Annotated in this window: 13 protein-coding genes and 1 pseudogene; 8 read left to right on the forward strand and 6 right to left on the reverse strand. The window is 61.4% G+C overall.

Going from position 1 to position 16,654, the window contains the following annotated elements:
* Positions 1–32: 32 nt before the first annotated feature.
* From M3M27_RS11520 to M3M27_RS11530, 3 genes and pseudogenes are all read right to left on the reverse strand, one after another.
* Positions 33–2,402 (reverse strand): membrane-bound PQQ-dependent dehydrogenase, glucose/quinate/shikimate family, encoded by a 2,370-nt coding sequence (locus M3M27_RS11520; RefSeq protein WP_177497612.1) that lies wholly within the window; start codon positions 2,400–2,402, stop codon positions 33–35.
* Positions 2,396–2,494, reverse strand: a pseudogene (locus M3M27_RS11525) (IS5/IS1182 family transposase); the annotation flags it as partial. The gene M3M27_RS11520 and the pseudogene M3M27_RS11525, both read right to left, overlap by 7 nt.
* 419 nt (positions 2,495–2,913) lie before the next feature.
* Positions 2,914–3,819 (reverse strand): LysR family transcriptional regulator, encoded by a 906-nt coding sequence (locus M3M27_RS11530; RefSeq protein ID WP_140720641.1) that lies wholly within the window; start codon positions 3,817–3,819, stop codon positions 2,914–2,916.
* Between the two features lie 274 nt (positions 3,820–4,093).
* Between M3M27_RS11530 and M3M27_RS11535 the strand changes: the two genes are divergently transcribed.
* Complete coding sequence (locus M3M27_RS11535; protein ID WP_140720638.1) at positions 4,094–4,294, forward strand: tautomerase family protein; 201 nt, start codon at positions 4,094–4,096, stop codon at positions 4,292–4,294.
* Between the two features lie 315 nt (positions 4,295–4,609).
* Here the strand turns inward: M3M27_RS11535 and M3M27_RS11540 are convergent, their stop codons facing one another.
* Complete coding sequence (locus M3M27_RS11540; RefSeq protein WP_140720636.1) at positions 4,610–4,966, reverse strand: putative quinol monooxygenase; 357 nt, start codon at positions 4,964–4,966, stop codon at positions 4,610–4,612.
* A gap of 117 nt (positions 4,967–5,083) precedes the next feature.
* Complete coding sequence (locus M3M27_RS11545; RefSeq protein ID WP_140720634.1) at positions 5,084–6,088, reverse strand: LLM class oxidoreductase; 1,005 nt, start codon at positions 6,086–6,088, stop codon at positions 5,084–5,086.
* A gap of 139 nt (positions 6,089–6,227) precedes the next feature.
* On the opposite strand from M3M27_RS11545, the gene M3M27_RS11550 reads away from it, so the two are divergent.
* The 6 genes from M3M27_RS11550 to M3M27_RS11575 all read left to right on the forward strand — a co-directional run bounded on the left by M3M27_RS11550 (position 6,228) and on the right by M3M27_RS11575 (position 14,785).
* Positions 6,228–7,133 (forward strand): LysR family transcriptional regulator, encoded by a 906-nt coding sequence (locus M3M27_RS11550; protein ID WP_140720632.1) that lies wholly within the window; start codon positions 6,228–6,230, stop codon positions 7,131–7,133.
* A gap of 295 nt (positions 7,134–7,428) precedes the next feature.
* Positions 7,429–9,858: a membrane-bound PQQ-dependent dehydrogenase, glucose/quinate/shikimate family gene (locus M3M27_RS11555; RefSeq protein ID WP_140720630.1), complete on the forward strand. Its 2,430-nt coding sequence runs from the start codon at positions 7,429–7,431 to the stop codon at positions 9,856–9,858.
* Positions 9,859–10,335: 477 nt separating this feature from the next.
* Complete coding sequence (locus M3M27_RS11560) at positions 10,336–11,745, forward strand: efflux transporter outer membrane subunit (RefSeq protein WP_434025738.1); 1,410 nt, start codon at positions 10,336–10,338, stop codon at positions 11,743–11,745.
* 53 nt (positions 11,746–11,798) lie between these two features.
* Positions 11,799–13,331, forward strand: a complete 1,533-nt coding sequence (locus tag M3M27_RS11565) for an MFS transporter (protein ID WP_218569557.1) — start codon at positions 11,799–11,801, stop codon at positions 13,329–13,331.
* 27 nt (positions 13,332–13,358) lie between these two features.
* Entirely contained in the window at positions 13,359–14,387 is a 1,029-nt protein-coding gene (locus M3M27_RS11570) for an HlyD family secretion protein (RefSeq protein ID WP_140720623.1), read from the forward strand.
* Positions 14,388–14,425: 38 nt separating this feature from the next.
* Positions 14,426–14,785, forward strand: a complete 360-nt coding sequence (locus tag M3M27_RS11575) for a DUF190 domain-containing protein (protein WP_140720621.1) — start codon at positions 14,426–14,428, stop codon at positions 14,783–14,785.
* A gap of 65 nt (positions 14,786–14,850) precedes the next feature.
* Here M3M27_RS11575 and M3M27_RS11580 read toward each other — a convergent pair whose 3' ends face one another.
* A complete protein-coding gene (locus M3M27_RS11580) occupies positions 14,851–15,783 on the reverse strand; it encodes a LysR family transcriptional regulator (RefSeq protein WP_140720619.1) in 933 nt (310 codons plus the stop codon).
* Between the two features lie 233 nt (positions 15,784–16,016).
* Between M3M27_RS11580 and M3M27_RS11585 the strand changes: the two genes are divergently transcribed.
* Positions 16,017–16,628, forward strand: coding sequence for a nitroreductase family protein (locus M3M27_RS11585; RefSeq protein ID WP_140720616.1), 612 nt, complete (start codon positions 16,017–16,019; stop codon positions 16,626–16,628).
* Positions 16,629–16,654: the final 26 nt, after the last annotated feature.

The raw sequence follows: 16,654 nt of genomic DNA on the forward strand, positions 1-16,654 counted from the left end.
GACGGCTTTGCCGTCCTCTTGATGCCAGCACTTCAGCGCGGCGGCCGTGCCTGCCCGGGCAGGGCGTAGGCGATGATGTAGTCGCCATGGTCGGGTGCCGCGCGGGAACCGCTCGCCGTCACCACGACGTACTGCCTGCCATCAGCCGGAGAGGTGAACACCAGCGGCGTCGAACCACCGCCCACCGGCAGCGGGCTTTTCCAGACCACCTCGCCCGTCATGACGTCGATCGCACGCAGGTAGTAGTCGGAGGTGGCTGAGAAGAACACCAGCCCCGAACCTGTCGTCACCGCGCCGCCCAGTGTCGGCATGCCAAGCTCGACCGGCAGATGGGTCTTCATACCCAGCGGGCCAAACTGCTCGGGCGTACCCAGCGAGCGATGCCACAAGACCTTGTGCGTGGTCATGTCGATGGCGGCCATGGTGCCGAAGGGGGGCGTTGTGCACGGCACGCCGAGGAAGGACTGCACCATGCCACGCTCGGCACCATAGGGGGTGTTGGCCATCGGAATCACGCCACCGACACCTTCCACCGACTTGTTGGCCAGCCGTCCGTTCGTCTCCTCGCGGGTGAGCAACCGGCCCTTCATCATGATCCGCATGTCGTTGACGATCATGATGTCGTGCTGCTTGTCTATCGATTGTCCACCCCAGTTGGTGGTGCCGTACCAGGAGGGATTCTCGAGATACCACTTCAACTGCGGCGGCGTGTAGTCGCCCTCGTAGTGCAGTCCCTTGAACTGCACACGGCAATTCAGTTGGTCGATCGGCGTGATGCCCCACATCTTGGCTTCGGTCAGCATGCCATCGCGCATCTCAGGCATGCCGACCGAATAGGGCTGTGTCGGCGACAGGCGTTCCCCCGGCACCCCCTTGGTGGGTACCGGGCGCTCCTCGACCTGCGTGAGCGGCTTGCCGGTGCGGCGATCCAGGACGAAGATCTGTCCGTTCTTGCCCGCCTGCACAAGCGCCGGCACTCGCCCACCCTTGCCATCGGGCATGTCGTAAAGCACTGGTTTGGACGGAAGGTCGTAATCCCACACGTCGTGGTGTACGAGTTGGTATACCCAGCGCTCCTGCCCAGTAGTGGCATCGAGTGCAACCACCGATTGCGATACCCGATCGGTGGCCGCCGAACGCTGTCCACCGAAAAGGTCGGGGGTACCGCCACCGGTAGGCAGGTACACCATGTTGAGTTCTGGATCGTAGCTGGGCGTTGCCCACATGTTCGGGGTGCCGCGGGTATAGAACTCCCCATCAGCCGGCTTGCCGGTCTGGCCAGGACGGCCCACATCCCATGCCCAGGTCAATTCCCCCGTGACGGCGTTGAATGCGCGCACGACACCCGAGGGCTCATCGGTTGATTGGTTGTCCATCACCCAGCCGCCGACGATGAGATTGCGGCCTGCCAGCAATGGCCCCGAGGTGGGGTTGTAGAAGCCCGGGATGACCTTGCCCATGCCCTCGGCCAGATACACGGTTCCATCTTCGCCGAAAGAAGGCACGGGCTCACCGGTCTCCGCGTCCAGGGCGATCAGCCGCATGTCGCCGGTGGTGAGGTAGACACGCTTCTTGCCGGGCGCGTCGTTGGCCAGTTCGGGAATCTCGAAGTACGCCAGCGAGCGGCATCGCATCCAGTTCGCCGTGGACGCCGGTGTCACCTTGGGGTCGAAGTGCCAGAGCTTCTCGCCTGTATCCCCGCGCACCGCGAAGACCTGCCCCGACTGGGTGCACGGGTAGAGCGTATTGCCGATCTGGAGCGGCGTATTCTGGTTCTCCCGACCATCCGCGCTGATGTCTCCAGTACGCAACGTCCAGGCGACTTGCAACTGGCCGACATTGTCCTTGGTGATCTGCGTATCCGGCGAGAACTGTTCTCCCGTCGTGGTGCGTCCAAATCCTACCCAGTCCTTGGGTTCGCGGTCGGGCCTGTAGTCCGCAGCGACCTGCGGAGCCGATCCGGATTTCACGAGCCAGATGGGGGAGAACGCACCCACGAGGGTCGCTACCAGGCCGGCAGCGGTCGCACCGGCGATCCCGTAAGAGAGTCCGCGTATGCGCGGAATGCCCCTGGCTCCAGGCAAGCACGGAACGCAGACGGCCAAGAGCAACCCGAGAACCGCGAACATGCCAAGCCGTGCGGCGAGCGGCCAGAACTGGAAGCCGGCTTCCCAGAGCGACCATAGCGCTGTGACGACGAAGAACCCCAAGTACAGGTACGCCGCACGCACGCTGAGTCTTGCAAGCAGAATCGCCGTGGCGATAAGAGCGATGCCTGCAGGCACATAGTAGAGTGACCCACCAAGCATGATCAGCTTGGTGCCGTTATAGAGGAAATACAGTCCAACCAGGCCAATCAACAGGCCTAAAATGATCGTATAGAGCCTAAGAGTCGCTAACAAAACTCCGGAAGATTCCGTAGGCAGATGATCGAGCAGGCAAGCGACAGCCACGCCAGATGGATGTCGACGCGCCGCTCGATCGGCATGCTCAGGTTGAGAGGGCATAACATGTTCTCCTGAAGGAACAATCGCCAACCCTGAACACAGGCGAAGATTCCGAGAATGGCTGTGTGCGACGTTGGATCAGGACCGGGCCTGTCCTCGAAGCGGTTGGCACCAATTGCCCGGCGTATGGAATCTGTCTATTTAGATCGAATTTCGAACAGATGACCGCGAGCGCCGAGACAATTCCGCGCAAGACGCCGTTTAGCCCACACTGTTCTAGCCGCGAAACAACCAGGAAATCCATTATCGAGGCGCAGGAACATGGTGAACTTGTGTAGTCCTGCGACTATATGTCACTGTGCATAGAGGGATAAATGCTCCACAGAGAACAACAATGTGGACTTAAATTCCACAGATGGTTCGGGGTCTATACATCCCTCTCTAACCAATTTCATTCATGGGCTGTCTAGTCCAGTGCACCGCTTTGTGCATGCTCGACCAAGCAATCAATGACATAGCGAACACGAGGCGCGAGCGAGGCCTCCCTGAGCCAGATGAGGTGAACATCGACATTGACGTCGGAATAGTCGCTCAGCACCGGAACAAGATGCCCCTCTTGGATTTTGTCTCTAAGGAGAGAAATCGGCATCTGGCACAGTCCAAATCCGGCTGCGGCGGTCTCGACAATGGACTCTCCATCACTCAGGCGATGTGTTGCTGGAGGCGTTACGAGTTTCGACCTTCCTCCATCGCGTACGGTCCAGTGCTGCGGCGGCCCATCCTCGGTACCGACAATGCAACTATGGTTGATCAGATCGTCAGGTGTTGCCGGCACTCCGCGGCGCTCAAGGTACGCCGGGGAAGCGCAGATGATCCTTTGCTGGCTCGCCAGCTTCCGGGCGACGAGGTGGCTGCTGTCCTGAAGCTGGCCGAATCGCACCACCAGATCCGCATCCACCTGCATGGGATCAATCACTCCATCGTTGAATGTCATGGTCAGTTGAAGATGTGGGTGAGGTTCAGCCACCTTCAAGAGAATGGGCATCAGCACACGCCGACCGAATGCAATCGGCATATCCACATGTATACGGCCACGCAGCACCTGGTCGTTCGAGGTAATCCTCGCCTCTACGGCGGCAATGCTCTCCATGGCCAACGAACATGCCTTGAAGTAAGCCTCACCATCAAACGTCAGGCGTAGTCGCCTTGTCGTGCGGTGGATCAGACGCACTCCCAGCCGCGTCTCCAAGCGTTTGATGCTCTTGCCGACAGCCGATTTCGTGACCCCAAGCCGCTCGGCTGCCGCCGTAAAGCTTCCCAACTGAGCCACGGTCACAAATGCGCTTATCCCGGACAGGGATTCAGGAAGCATCTCCACCTTCGTTCTCCAATGCATTAATTGTGGAAATTTGCTCGCCACAGCGTATCCGGCGAAGCGGTTTATCCCGCCGTTTCATTGCCACTATCATGGTTCACGCTTCTCAGCTGCACGGCATTGGCCTCCAGTCCATCGCAGTTGATCTGCGCCCCGCTGAATCGGCTCGTACAGCGACAACGCCACGTAGCGATTTACCGGGAAGAAAGCGCCGTCATTGAAAATCAAGGCGGGTAGCGTCCTTTCATCTAAAGAAAGCTGAGGAAATATCATGCCGGTCGTACGCGTAAGCTGGTTTGAAGGTAAAGACACGAAGGCAAAGCAGGCCGTTGCGGCCGAAATCACCGAGAGCATCGTCAAGAACACCGGAACTGATCCGAGTTACATTTACGTCATCTTCGAAGACGTAGCTCCCTCCGACTGGGCAGGGGCCGGTAAGCTCTTTGGTGGAAGCACCGACGCCCCCACCTGACGCAGTCTTGCACCGTTAACCATAAACAGCGCTGCGCATCTCGAAGAGGCAAGCGCCATTGACCCTTGCCGTCCCGCGAAACGGCGCGGGCCAGTAGGCAGGCAACTGTCGACTCTCCGGTTGCCCCCTTTCCGGGAGCGCTGCTCCTTGACTTGACCAGGAATAGGCCACGCGGAGCTTTCGCTAGGCCAGTCGCCCAAGTTCGCCGTTTCCATTTCCCCAGACGTCTCGACCAATGCGCCACTACGTCAAGCCCCCTGGCAATCGACAGGGGGCTTGAATCGGCAGTTCGGGCTTGAAGCCGCACTCCACCGACTAGCGGATGAATCCATTGATCGGCGCAAGGTATTCCGCGCCGAAAGTGTCGAGCCTCGCCCGTGCGGCCTCATCCGGTTTTCCGTACACCGTCAGGCGTGCCACATCGACCATCCATGCAAAGCGCTCGGCGAATGGGGCGAAGGTGACATCCACGTGCGAAACCAGCGATTCCGAGTCACGGTAGTGCTCGAAGATGTGGACGATGCTCCCGTCCGTATTGGCACTGTATTCGTACGCGAGGGTTCCCGGCTCCTTGCTCGCACCTGCCACGGCCTCGGAAATCATCTGCTTGAATTTCTCGAACTGACCCGGCTTCACCTTCAGTTCAAATACCACATAGACGTTCTTGCTCATCTTTACTTCCTTCGTTGTTGAAAAATCGCCTGAAGCTCGTCCAGGCACGAGTGGTCGAGTCGCGGATGCAGGCATCAATCCCTTGACTCATCAGCTTCGATCGTAGCGACGCCTCTCTTAAGCGGGAGTGGTTTCAGGGCATGGAGCCGGGCTGGGAAACACTGGCAACAGGTATTCGCCCAGCTCGTCGATCACCTCCGAGGCGGGGCGCCGCTGCGGCTTGAAGTGCAGGCCGACGTGCGAGACACCTTGTTCCTGCTGCCGCAGCCAGAGTTCGCGCAGCGCGTTGCGTCCGCCTCGCAACACACGACCCGGCTGGATCGGCTTGTTCGGATCGCGGTCCAGGTCGAACAGCGTGCCGTAGCCATAGGGCTTGAAAACATCAGTCCCGCAGGCCGCACGCCACTGCGCGATGATCTGTGGGATCCGCATCGGGTCGGCGATGTACGAGAGGATTCCGTCGACCTGCTGTGCGGTCCAGTCCAGTGTCTGGCCTGCATGGCCGATCACGATGCTGGGCAGCCTCGGTGCCACCGGCTTGGGCACCAGATCCAGCCCGCCATCGAGGCGACCATAGAAGCGCGATTCGTGAATCGGCCAGGCGTGTTCGGTCGTGGCCCGGATTACCGCCAGCGCATCACGGAAGCGCTCGGCCCGGTTGCCGTACTCGACACCGAACGCCGGATACTCGACCGGCCGGTCGCCGGTGGCGAGCCCCAGCACGAAGCGCCCGCCCAGCAGCTGGTCGATGGTCGCGGCTTGCTTGGCGACGATCACCGGATCGCGCAGCGGCAGCACGATACCCGCGGTGCCGATCGTGATATTGCGGGTGATCGCCGCGAGGAAGCCCGCGTAGACCATCGGGTCGAGGACTTGGCCGACATCGCCGAAGTTGGGATCGTAGAAGGGCACGTCGCGCAGCCAGATCGCCGAGAAACCTGCGGCATCGGCATTCCTGGCCAGTTCGGCGTGTCCGGCCAGGGTCGGGCCAGCGCTGTCGGGATAGCTTTCCAATGGTGAGATGAAGCCGAACGTCAGGCGTCCCGGCTGGAACACTCTTGCATAGCCTGGATGGCGGGCAAGGCTCGTAGGCAGCTTGCCGAGCGCGGTGGGCAACGTCATGGTCAATCTCACATCTCCGGGACAAGGGTGCCCGGCACGCACCAAGCCCACTTGAAAACCAGAACTCTATCCCCCCGGATTAACAAGAAAAATGGGGTAAATTTCCAAACATATCGGAACAAAAACGCAGGAATAGACGATGAACTACTTCGGAGCGCTCGAAGCGTTCGTGCAGGCAGCGGAAACCCGCAGCTTCACCGAGGCCGGACGACGGCAGGGCGTTTCATCGTCGGCAATCGGCCGCTCGGTGGCGCGATTGGAAGAGGAGTTGGGCGTGCGCTTGTTCCACCGCTCCACCCGCGCCATTGCACTGACCGCCGAAGGCGAGCTGTTCCTGCAGCGTTGCTACCGGATCTTCTCCGAGCTCGACGTCGCCAAGAACGAGTTGAGCAGGGCCGCAGGGACGCCGCAGGGACGCCTTCGAATCGGACTGCCCCAGTTGGGCGCGCACCTGATGCGCCACCTGATCGAGTTCCAGCAGGCCTTCCCCGAGATCGACCTGGAGCTGGATTTCAGCGACCGTCTGGTCAATGTGATCGAGGAGGGTTTCGATGCCGTGATGCGCATAGGGGACGTCGACGACTCCCGGCTGACCATGCGCAGGCTCGACGGCTACCGTCACCGGCTCGTGGCGGCTCCCGGCTATTTGTCTCGCCACGGGACACCGACTCGGCCTGCCGAACTGGCCGATCACGCCTGCCTGCGCTATCGCTATCCCAGCACTGGCAAGCTCGCTCCTTGGCCATTGTTCGCACGAGGCCGGCCGCTTTTTCTGGAACTGCCGCAATCGGCGGTCAGCAACACCATCGATTCCCTGTTGGACATGGCCGAAGCGGGTCTGGGCATCGCTCTGTTGCCGGACTTCATCGTCGCAGATGCCGTTGCGAAAGGCCGCTTGGCGGTGATGCTGGACAAGCATGTACGCGACCACCGCAACTTCTGCATCCTCTGGCCCTCCAGTCGGCACACCTCACCCAAGATCAAGGCATTCGTGGATTTCATGGTTTCCCGGCTCGGTGCGGCCGGTGCCCTCCAGCGCAGATAGCCTGCTCCCTCCGTGAGCCACCAGCACCACATCATGACAAAAAAGGCATGATTCAAGACTGGTTTTGGTCTTAGACACCATTCACCATCACGCCGGAAAATTCATCGGGATATCTGCGGGCAGCCGACGGGCGCCTTGCACCGGCACCGCTCCATATCCCATCAGGCCAAGACAAGGTCATGTCTCTGACATTACCGCGACTCTGCTGGACGACGGGAGGAACGGCACACCGCCACGACTCATGCTCGCGCCGGATGGTCCATCTTGGCGCCCCTGGCAGACTCGTGGAGGTTTCATGTCTTCAACAACTACTACAACAGCAACAGCATCAACCGGGCGCAGCAAGACCGGCTGTCTGGTGCGTCCGCTGGTGGTACTCATCACGTTGCTCGCCGTCTGGTTCCTGGTCGGCGGCATCATGCTCGCAGTAGCTGGGGGATCCTGGTACTACTTGCTGTCCGGTATTGCACTATTGGTTTCCGGCGTCCAGCTATGGCGCCGCAAGAGCACTGGCGCCTGGTGGTTCGCGCTGGTGTTCGGCGCAACCATTCTTTGGACCATATGGGAAAGCGGCTCCGACTACTGGGGCTGGGTTCCACGCCTGAGCCTGCTCACCGTACTGGGCTTCCTGCTCAGCCTGGTCCTTCCCGACCTCGATCGCGGAACGCCTCGCAGGATTGCTCTCGTCTTCACAGGCGCGTTGACGGCGGTCTTCGCGGTGGCCTTCGGCCTGGCCTTCGTTCCTCACAACGTCATCGCCCCGGCCGGCGCCATGCCCGATAAACCGTTGATCGGCGCAGATACCAATGCCGGGATTCCGGACTCGGACTGGGTCGCCTACGGTCGCGACAGCCGCGCCACCCGCTACAGCCCGCTGGCACAGATCACGCCGGCCAACGTGGGCAACCTCAAGCGTGCCTGGGTGTACCGGACCGGTTCACTGCCGCTGGATGAGAAGAACAACCGCTGGGCGCCACAGACCACTCCGTTGAAGATCGGCGATGCCATCTACCTGTGCACCGCCACCAACGATATGCTGCGCCTGGATCCGGCGACCGGCAAGGAAGTCTGGCGCTACAAGTCCGACGTGCGCGAGCAAGACATCCCGTACACGGCCGCCTGCCGTGGCGTAACTTACTACGAGTCACCGCAGACGCCGGCCGGCCAGGCCTGCCATGCCCGCATCATCGAGGGCACCCTCAACATGAAGCTGGTCGCGGTGGATGCCGAGACCGGCAAGCCCTGCGAGCATTTCGGCGAGAGTGGCCGGGTCGACCTCATGGTGGGCATGGGCAAGACCGTGCCAGGCATGGCGGCGGTCACCTCGCCACCCGTGGTGGTCAATGGCGTCATCGTCGCCAACCACCAAGTCATGGACGGCCAGCGCCGCTGGTCGCCATCGGGCGTGATCCGTGGCTATGACGCCGAGACTGGCGCCTTCCGTTGGGCCTGGGACGTGAACCGTCCGCACGAGCATGGCCTGCCGCCGCCCGGCCAGTCCTACAGCAAGGGGACACCCAACTCCTGGACCAACATGACCGGCGACAACAAGCTGGGGCTGGCCTATGTGCCGACCGGCAACTCCACGGTCGACTACTACTCGGCGATGCGCACCCCGGAGGAAAATGCCGTCAGTTCGTCCGTCGTCGCGCTCGATGTGCAGACCGGCGAGCCGCGCTGGGTGTTCCAGACCGTGCACAAGGACGCCTGGGACTACGACATGGGGTCGCAGGTCACCCTGCTGGACTATCCCGATGCCAATGGCCAGCCGGTTCCTGCCATGATCGTACCGACCAAGCGTGGCCAGACCTTCGTACTCGATCGTCGCGACGGCAAGCCACTGAGTCCGGTGGAGGAGCGTCCGGCACCGGCGGGGAACGTGCCGGGCGATCCGCGCGCGCCGACACAGCCCTGGTCGGTCGAGATGCCGCGCATGAGCGGCCCGGATCTCACCGAGCAGATGATGTGGGGCATCACTCCCCTGGACCAGCTGTATTGCCGCATCAAGTTCCGCAACACCCGCTACGACGGAGAGTTCACCCCGCCTGGCGTGGGCGATCACTGGCTCGTCTATCCCGGCTTCAACGGCGGCAGCGATTGGGGCAGCATGGCCTATGATCCGAAACGGGGCATCCTGGTTGGCAACTACAACAACCTGCCCGTGCGCGAACGCCTGATCCCGCGTGCCGAGGCCGACAAGATGGGGCTTCGCTCGATGGACAACCCGGAATACAAGCCCGGTGGAACGCCCGTCGAAGGCAACGGCCCTCAGGAAGACACGCCCTACGCGATCGAGACGACCATCCTGATGGTCAAGCTGACCAACATGCTGTGCACCGAGCCGCCCTACGGAGGAGTCAAGGCGATCGACATGCACACGCGCAAGGTCCTGTGGGAGCGCCCGTTCGGAACGGCGCGCGCGAATGGCCCGTTCAACATTCCCACCGGCCTGCCGATCGAGACCGGTACGCCCAACAACGGCGGCCCGATGATCACGGGTAGCGGCCTGGTGTTCATCGGCGCGGCCACCGACAACCTGCTGCGTGCAATCGATCTGGCGACCGGCAAGATCATCTGGAAGGACGTGCTGCCGGCAGGCGGGCAGGCCACCCCGATGACCTATGAGTACAAGGGACGCCAGTATGTGCTGATGATGGCCGGTGGCCATCACGTGATGGGTACCCCGACTGCGGACTATCTCGTCGCCTATGCATTAGATCAGTGACTGGTAGCGACAGATCAGTGACTGGTAGCGACCGGAAGCGGCGACATGATCGCCGTTCCCGGCTGGCTCGCTCGTCATTTCACGTGCGCGCGAGAGTCGCCCACCTCTGCTTCCCATACCCAAGCAAGGATTGCTCCGGACAGCGCGATGCCGGGATGAACACCAAGTCACTCGTTACCTGGGACAGCGACGGTGCCGTACGAAATCCACGTCAGTCTTCACTTTACTGGCCGCAAGAAAGCCTCAGATATGCGCCCCCCCCTGAATGCTCCATTCGTAAGAAGCAGTCTCCATTGCGCCGCCCCGGTAATTTCGGTGCCGACCTTCGCCCAGGCGCCAGCCTCCAAACCAGATTTGAGGAGCGCCTTCTGGAAGAAGTTCCTCCGACGGTTCCGCCGCCCGAACATAGCGGGACATCTGCGCCTGATACTCAGCACACAGGGAGCCCTGGCACTGGCCCTGCCCCTTGTTGGCTGCATGACCGTTCCCGACGTTCGGGAACCTGCCCTTGCCACGCCCGCGGCGGCGTTGCGGGCGCGATCGATCGCAGTCACCCGTCATCCGGCCCTGAGTGAGCAACCTGCACCATCCCAGTGGTGGCATCTGTTCGGTGATCCGACGCTGACGACACTTGAAGCCGAAGCCGCCGCTTCCAACCTCGATCTTCTGGCTGCCTCTGCACGCATCGAGGAAAGTCGCGCACAACTGGGGATGGTCGATGCTGCACGCCGGCCACAAGTCTCTGTCCAAGCCGGCTACACCCGCTCGGCCTTGAGCGAACACTCGCCGATGGTTTTGCTCGGCGCGCCAAGCGAACCGACGAGCACCTGGTCGCTGGGACTACAGGCTGGATGGGAACTGGATCTGTGGGGCTACCTGCGGCATCAGAGCGAATCGGCCGAAGCCAGACTGCAGGCCAGCGCCTACGGCATGGACGCGGTGAAGGTCTCCGTTGCCGGCGATGTCGCCCGTACCTACCTGTTGCTGCGCGGCGTGCAGGCGCAACTGGGCATCGTCGAGGAGAACCTCCAGATTGCCAGGAACTTAGTGCGCATGACCGAAAGCCGTCAGCGCAACGGCGTCGCGACACGCTTCGATGCCGCCGCCGCCCATGCAGACGTTGCGAGTATCCAGGCACGCCTGGCGCAATTGCAGCAACAACGCGATGCCTTGATGAACGCCCTGGCGCTGCTCCTGAGCAAGCCGCCACGAGAGCTGGACGAACGCCTGGCCGATGCCGCGTTGCCGGCACTGCCCGAGCGCCTCCCCATCGGCGTGCCTTCGGAGTTGGCCCGCAACCGCCCTGATATCCTGCAAGCGGAAGCCCGCTTGCGTGCTTCCGTGGCGGATATCGGGGCTGCGGAAGCCGATTTCTATCCGCGCATCCGTCTCACGGGCAGCGTCGGCGTGCAGGCGTTCGAGCTTTCCGACCTGGGCAGTTGGAGCTCTCGGCAGTTCTCGGTGGGGCCGGCGCTCCACCTGCCGATCTTCCAGGGCGGCAGGCTCAAGAGCAACCTGGCCCTGAGCGATGCCCGGCATCGCCTAGCGGGCATCGCCTACCGGCAAACCGTGCTGCGCGCCTGGCATGAGGTGGACAACGCACTTAGCGCTTACGCCACCGAACTGAAGCGGCACGAGCAATTGCAGCTTGCCTGGACGCAGAACCAGACGGCGCTGGAAGTGGCCCAACGCGCCTATCAGCAGGGCACGTCGGACTTCACTTCCGTCCTGGTCGCCAGGCGCTCGCTGCTGTCCAGCCAGGCCGAACTGGCCGATTGCGCGACCGCCTCCGCCCTGTCGGTCGTGGCGCTCTACCGGGCGCTCGGCGGCGGCTGGTCTTCGGAACTGCGGATGGAGACTGCGGCAACGGACAAGGATGCCTCATGACGCCACCACCCGCGCCGGCAGGTACAAGCGCACCACCGCCTGGAAAACCGCCTATGCCGGCATTCGGCCCACGCCTGGCTTGCGGCCTGCTCGGCGTGTTGCTGGCGGCGATGGTGGCCGGCCTGAACAGCCGCGTTCCCGGGCTGGTGCTGAGCGACGTGCAGGGAGCTCTGGGCTTTGCGCGTGACGATGCGTCCTGGCTGACCACTGCCTACTCGGCCGGGGAGCTGGCGGCCATGCCGTTTGCGACCTGGCTTGCCATCACCTTCTCGCTACGCCGCTTCCACCTGGCGTCGCTGACGGCCGCGCTGACCTTGGCGGCCATCATGCCTTTCGTGCGGGATCTGCATCTCCTGCTGGCGTTGCGCGCGCTTCAAGGGCTGTTTTCCGGTGCGCTGATCCCGATGCTCATGGTGGCGGCATTGAGCTTCCTTCCGTTGCCTATCCGCCTGCACGGCCTGGCACTCTATGCGCTGACCGCCACCTTTTCGCCAAACGTCGCACTCTGGTTGGCGACGTTGTGCGTGGACCGGATGGCAGACTGGCGCTGGGCCTACTGGCAGGCGATCCCGCCGGGATTGCTGGCGATGGCGATGATGGCCTGGGGCGTGCCGAAGGTGCCCATGGCGCTGTCGCGCCTGAAGCAAGGCAACTGGTTGGGCATGGCACTGGGAATCCCGGGTCTGGCCCTGCTGGTGGTCGGGGTGGATCAGGGCGTGCGCCTGGACTGGTTCAACTCGCCACTGATCGTGGCGTCGCTGATGACGGGGACCGTGTTGACCGGGCTGTTCCTGGTCACCGATTGGCGACACCCTACCCCCTTCCTGCGGCTGCAGTTGCTCGGCCGCCGGAATCTTGGCCTGGGCTTCAGCGTGTTCGTGTGCCTGTTGATGATCGTGGCCACGGCCGTCACCTTGCCGGCCAACGTGCTGGGGCAGTTGCAGGGCTTCCGCCTGGAGCAGAGCGCCACGCTTGGCCTGATCGTCGGATTGCCGCAGCTGGTGCTCGGCTTCTGTGTCGCGCTGCTGCTCTATCAACGCTGGGTCGACGCCCGCTACGTCTTCGCTACGGGACTGGCTTTCATCGCAGCGGCCTGCTGGCTGGCCAGCGGCATCACCAGCGAATGGATGGTGGCGCAATTTGTTCCCGCAGAAATCCTGTACACCATCGGCCAGCCGATGGCGATCGTCTCGCTGCTGTTCCTGGCCACGAGTGTCGTCCAGCCCATGGACGGCCCCTTTGTCGCCAGCGTCGTCAACACCTTGCGTGCGTTCAGTTCGGTGTTGGGCGGCGCGCTCATCGGCCAGCTCACGACCGTGCGCGGCCACTTCCACAGCGAGATGCTGGTTGATCGTGCGGGAAGAGTGCTACCTCGCCTATCGCCGTCCGACTTTGGACTGGACACCCTGGCCGGGAGCATCGCCCAGCAAGCCAGCGTCCTGGCCGCAGCGGATGTCTACCGAACATTCGGCCTGTTGGCCCTGCTGCTGATCCCGCTGGTCCTGACGCTCACCTACATCCCTGCGCCCATGACGCAGCCCACTTCAGTCGCGTCATCTGCCGTACCGGCAAGCACCACACCTTGACCTTCTACCATCGGTAAACAGTATTTCATGGCTACCAACCTTCGCTTTCGCATCACCGTGGGCACGATTGCGCTCATCGTTCTACTCGTCGCCCTGGTCGTCCTCAATCGGTCCGAATCCAACGCCTCCGAACAAAGTACCGATGACGCCTATCTACAGGCGGACTCCACGATGGTCGCTCCACAGGTGGCTGGCGTCATCACGCGTGTGGGGGTCGAAGACCACCAACTCGTGCAGGCCGGCACCCTGCTGGTCAGCATTGATGACCGGGAACTTCGCATTGCCGTCGATACTGCCAAGGCCACCGTCGATAGCCTGGAGGCACAACTGGACCGCCAGCAGAGCAGCATCGCGCAAGCCCGCGCAGCAGTCGCCGCCTCCACGGCCAACTTGAAGCTTGCCGAAACCAATCGGAAACGCTTCGCCAATCTGGCACGCGATGGATCCGGCACGGTCCAGGCTCAGCAACAGGCCGAAGCGGAATGGGATGTTCAACGCGCCGCACGCGAACGTGATCGGGCTGGACTGCGTTCGGCCGAACAACAGGTTGCCATCCTGCGTGCCGAGTTGGAAAAAGCAAAGGCCGCTAAAGCGGATGCCGAGTTGAACCTGTCTTACGCCAGTGTACATGCACCCATTGGTGGCGTCGTCGCTCAACGCCGGGCCAGGTTGGGCGGCTATGCCCGCGTGGGCGAACCGTTGTTGACCTTGGTTCCTCTGGATGCTTTGTACGTGGAAGCCAATTTCCGCGAGACGCAACTTGCACGTGTGCGGATAGGCCAGCCGGTGGACATCACCGTCGACGCGCTACCCGGAGAACATTTCAAGGGGCACGTCGAGAGCCTGGGGCCAGCCAGCGGAGTGAGCTTCTCACCCGTACCGTCCCAAAATGCCACTGGCAATTTCACCAAGATCGTGCAGCGTCTGCCCGTACGCATCCGCCTCGAACCAGGCCAGAAGAACACCAGTCTTTTGCGGGTCGGCATGTCCGTGCGTCCGAACATCGACGTGACGGCAAAGGACGCAAGCACTGAACCATCCGAGGCTTCATCGTGAAGCCAATATTCAGAACGTCAACACCTCAGGGGATTGCGATGCAAGGTTATCAGATTACCTTCTTCACTCAGCAAGATCGCACACATGGTTCGACGCCTCTCGCTCAATGGCTGGTCGAGCAGGCTAAACAGCAGGGCATCCGCGGGGCGACATTGTCTGGAGCCATCGAAGGGCTGGGACACGACGGAAAGACTCACGCGATCAACATGTTCGACTTGTCGGATCAGCCGGTTCAAGTCACGCTCGTTGTCAACGACGAAGAAGCCAAGCGGCTTTTTTCTCATCTCACGCAAGAGAAAGTACAGGTGTTCTACATGATTCTGCCGGCAGAGTTCGGGATGTTGGGCGGCGACGGCTCTGGCATGCCACAGATGCTATCGTCTCCAAGCGGCGCGTAAGTCGAGACGCGGAGTCATTGTTCCGTTGCGTTACCGCGCCACTGCTACGGCACTGCAGCCAGCGATCAGAAATCATGGAATCGGTTGTGCTTGGCATCCAAGGACGCCGGATCATCGTCCGCGAACTTGCGGACAACAGCCTTGACCGATTCAATCAGCCCGCGGTCTTCCTGCGCGCGGTGACACATGAGTACCGGAATCGTCACATTGGCATCCTCGATAAGGCGATACGCGATATCGGATCGCAAGTGCCGCGAGTTAGCTGGGACCAAGCAGAATCCGAGGCCCGCCGCGACGAACGCCAGTGCAGTGTCGATCTCGCTGACTTCCCTGATCTCTGACGGCCGACTCGCGGAGGCGCGAAGCCAAGCGATGGTCTGGTCGGCAAAGCCCGCCTTGTGGCCGCTCGGATAGACGATGACTTCCCTGTCGTCGAGATCGGCAATTCCAATTGACCCTTCACTCAAGGCCAGTACATCGTCAGGGGGTATGGCGACGAACAGTCGTTCGTCACGCATCGGGATCTGCACAATGTCAGGTTCGAGATAGCGAGATCGGCTGAAGCCGATATCGATCACCCCCTTCCGCAGAGCGTCGTCTTGATCTCCCGACATCATCTCCCGCCAGCGGATATCAACGTCAGGCAGCGCCTCGGCAAGGTGCTTCATCACATGGGAAATGCCACCGTAGACGATGGTGGGCGAGAATGCGATGGTCAGGGTGCGCTTGCGTCCCGCCCCGAGTTTTCTAGCAGTGGCCTGCATTCGCTCCACGCGATCCAGCACAGCCAGCGCATCCTCGTAGAAGCGGCGTCCTGCATCTGTCAGCATGAAAGGACGCGCGCGCCGATCGATCAACTGAGCGCCAAGCTGCTCTTCCAAGCGAGCGATCTGCCTACTCAGGGCCGGCTGAGCAATGTGAAGTGACTCCGCCGCACGAGTGAAGTTGCGTAGCTCAACCACCACGACGAACTTGCGCAATTGCTTCAACTCAACCATCAGATAGTCCTAGAGAGAAGCGCGGCAATGCAATGCCTACACGTAAAAATCTCAGCCCTCGCCTTCGTTAGTAGAGTTCTCATTTGCCTATACAAGAATAGCAACTCGTCCATAGCGCATAGTGGAATTTATTTCAACTGAGTGAATACCGTGACCTCGTATATCACCCCAAAGGGAAGCGCTACGATTAAAGCAACATCTTATCCAGGCAGTCTTCCTAAAGGCAATAGCTCATGTCAATTTCGGATCTTATCAACTCCCGCACATCTGCAAACAGCTACGATACGTCACGCGACTTGTCTGAGGCGGATATTTCGGAGTTAATCTTCCTTGCAACACGCGCCCCTACCGCCTTTAATTTTCAAAACTGGAAATTCATCGCGGTACGTAGCAAAGAAGCAAAGGCACGACTCCTGCCACTGGCTTTCGATCAACAGAAAGTAGTCGATGCTGCCGTGACATTCATCATATGTGGGACGTTGGAACCTCACACGACGCTACCCGCTTCGCTATTGCCAACGTTTGAAACAGGCATCATCGACGAAGCTACCTATAACGCCTGGATTGTGGCCGCGCAAGGCAACTACCAGAATAACCAGGTACTTCAACGTGACGAAGCTATCCGCTCGGGTTCCCTCGCAGCGATGACGCTGATGCTGGCAGCAAAGGGGAAGGGCTTGGTATCAGCGCCGATGATTGGATTTGACCCCGTTGGAGTGTCCGAAGCGTTTGGACTCGCCGCCACCGAAGTTCCTGTAATGCTGGTGACAGTGGGATATCCAGGGCCAGCGAACTGGCCGCAGAAGCCGCGCAAGCCTGTGCAGGACGTATTGTCATTCGTCTGATCGCCATACCAGCCCTGCTCTAGGTC

The sequence above is a fragment of the Xanthomonas boreopolis genome (assembly GCF_046529185.1).
In the GTDB taxonomy this organism is placed as follows: domain Bacteria; phylum Pseudomonadota; class Gammaproteobacteria; order Xanthomonadales; family Xanthomonadaceae; genus Pseudomonas_S; species Pseudomonas_S boreopolis.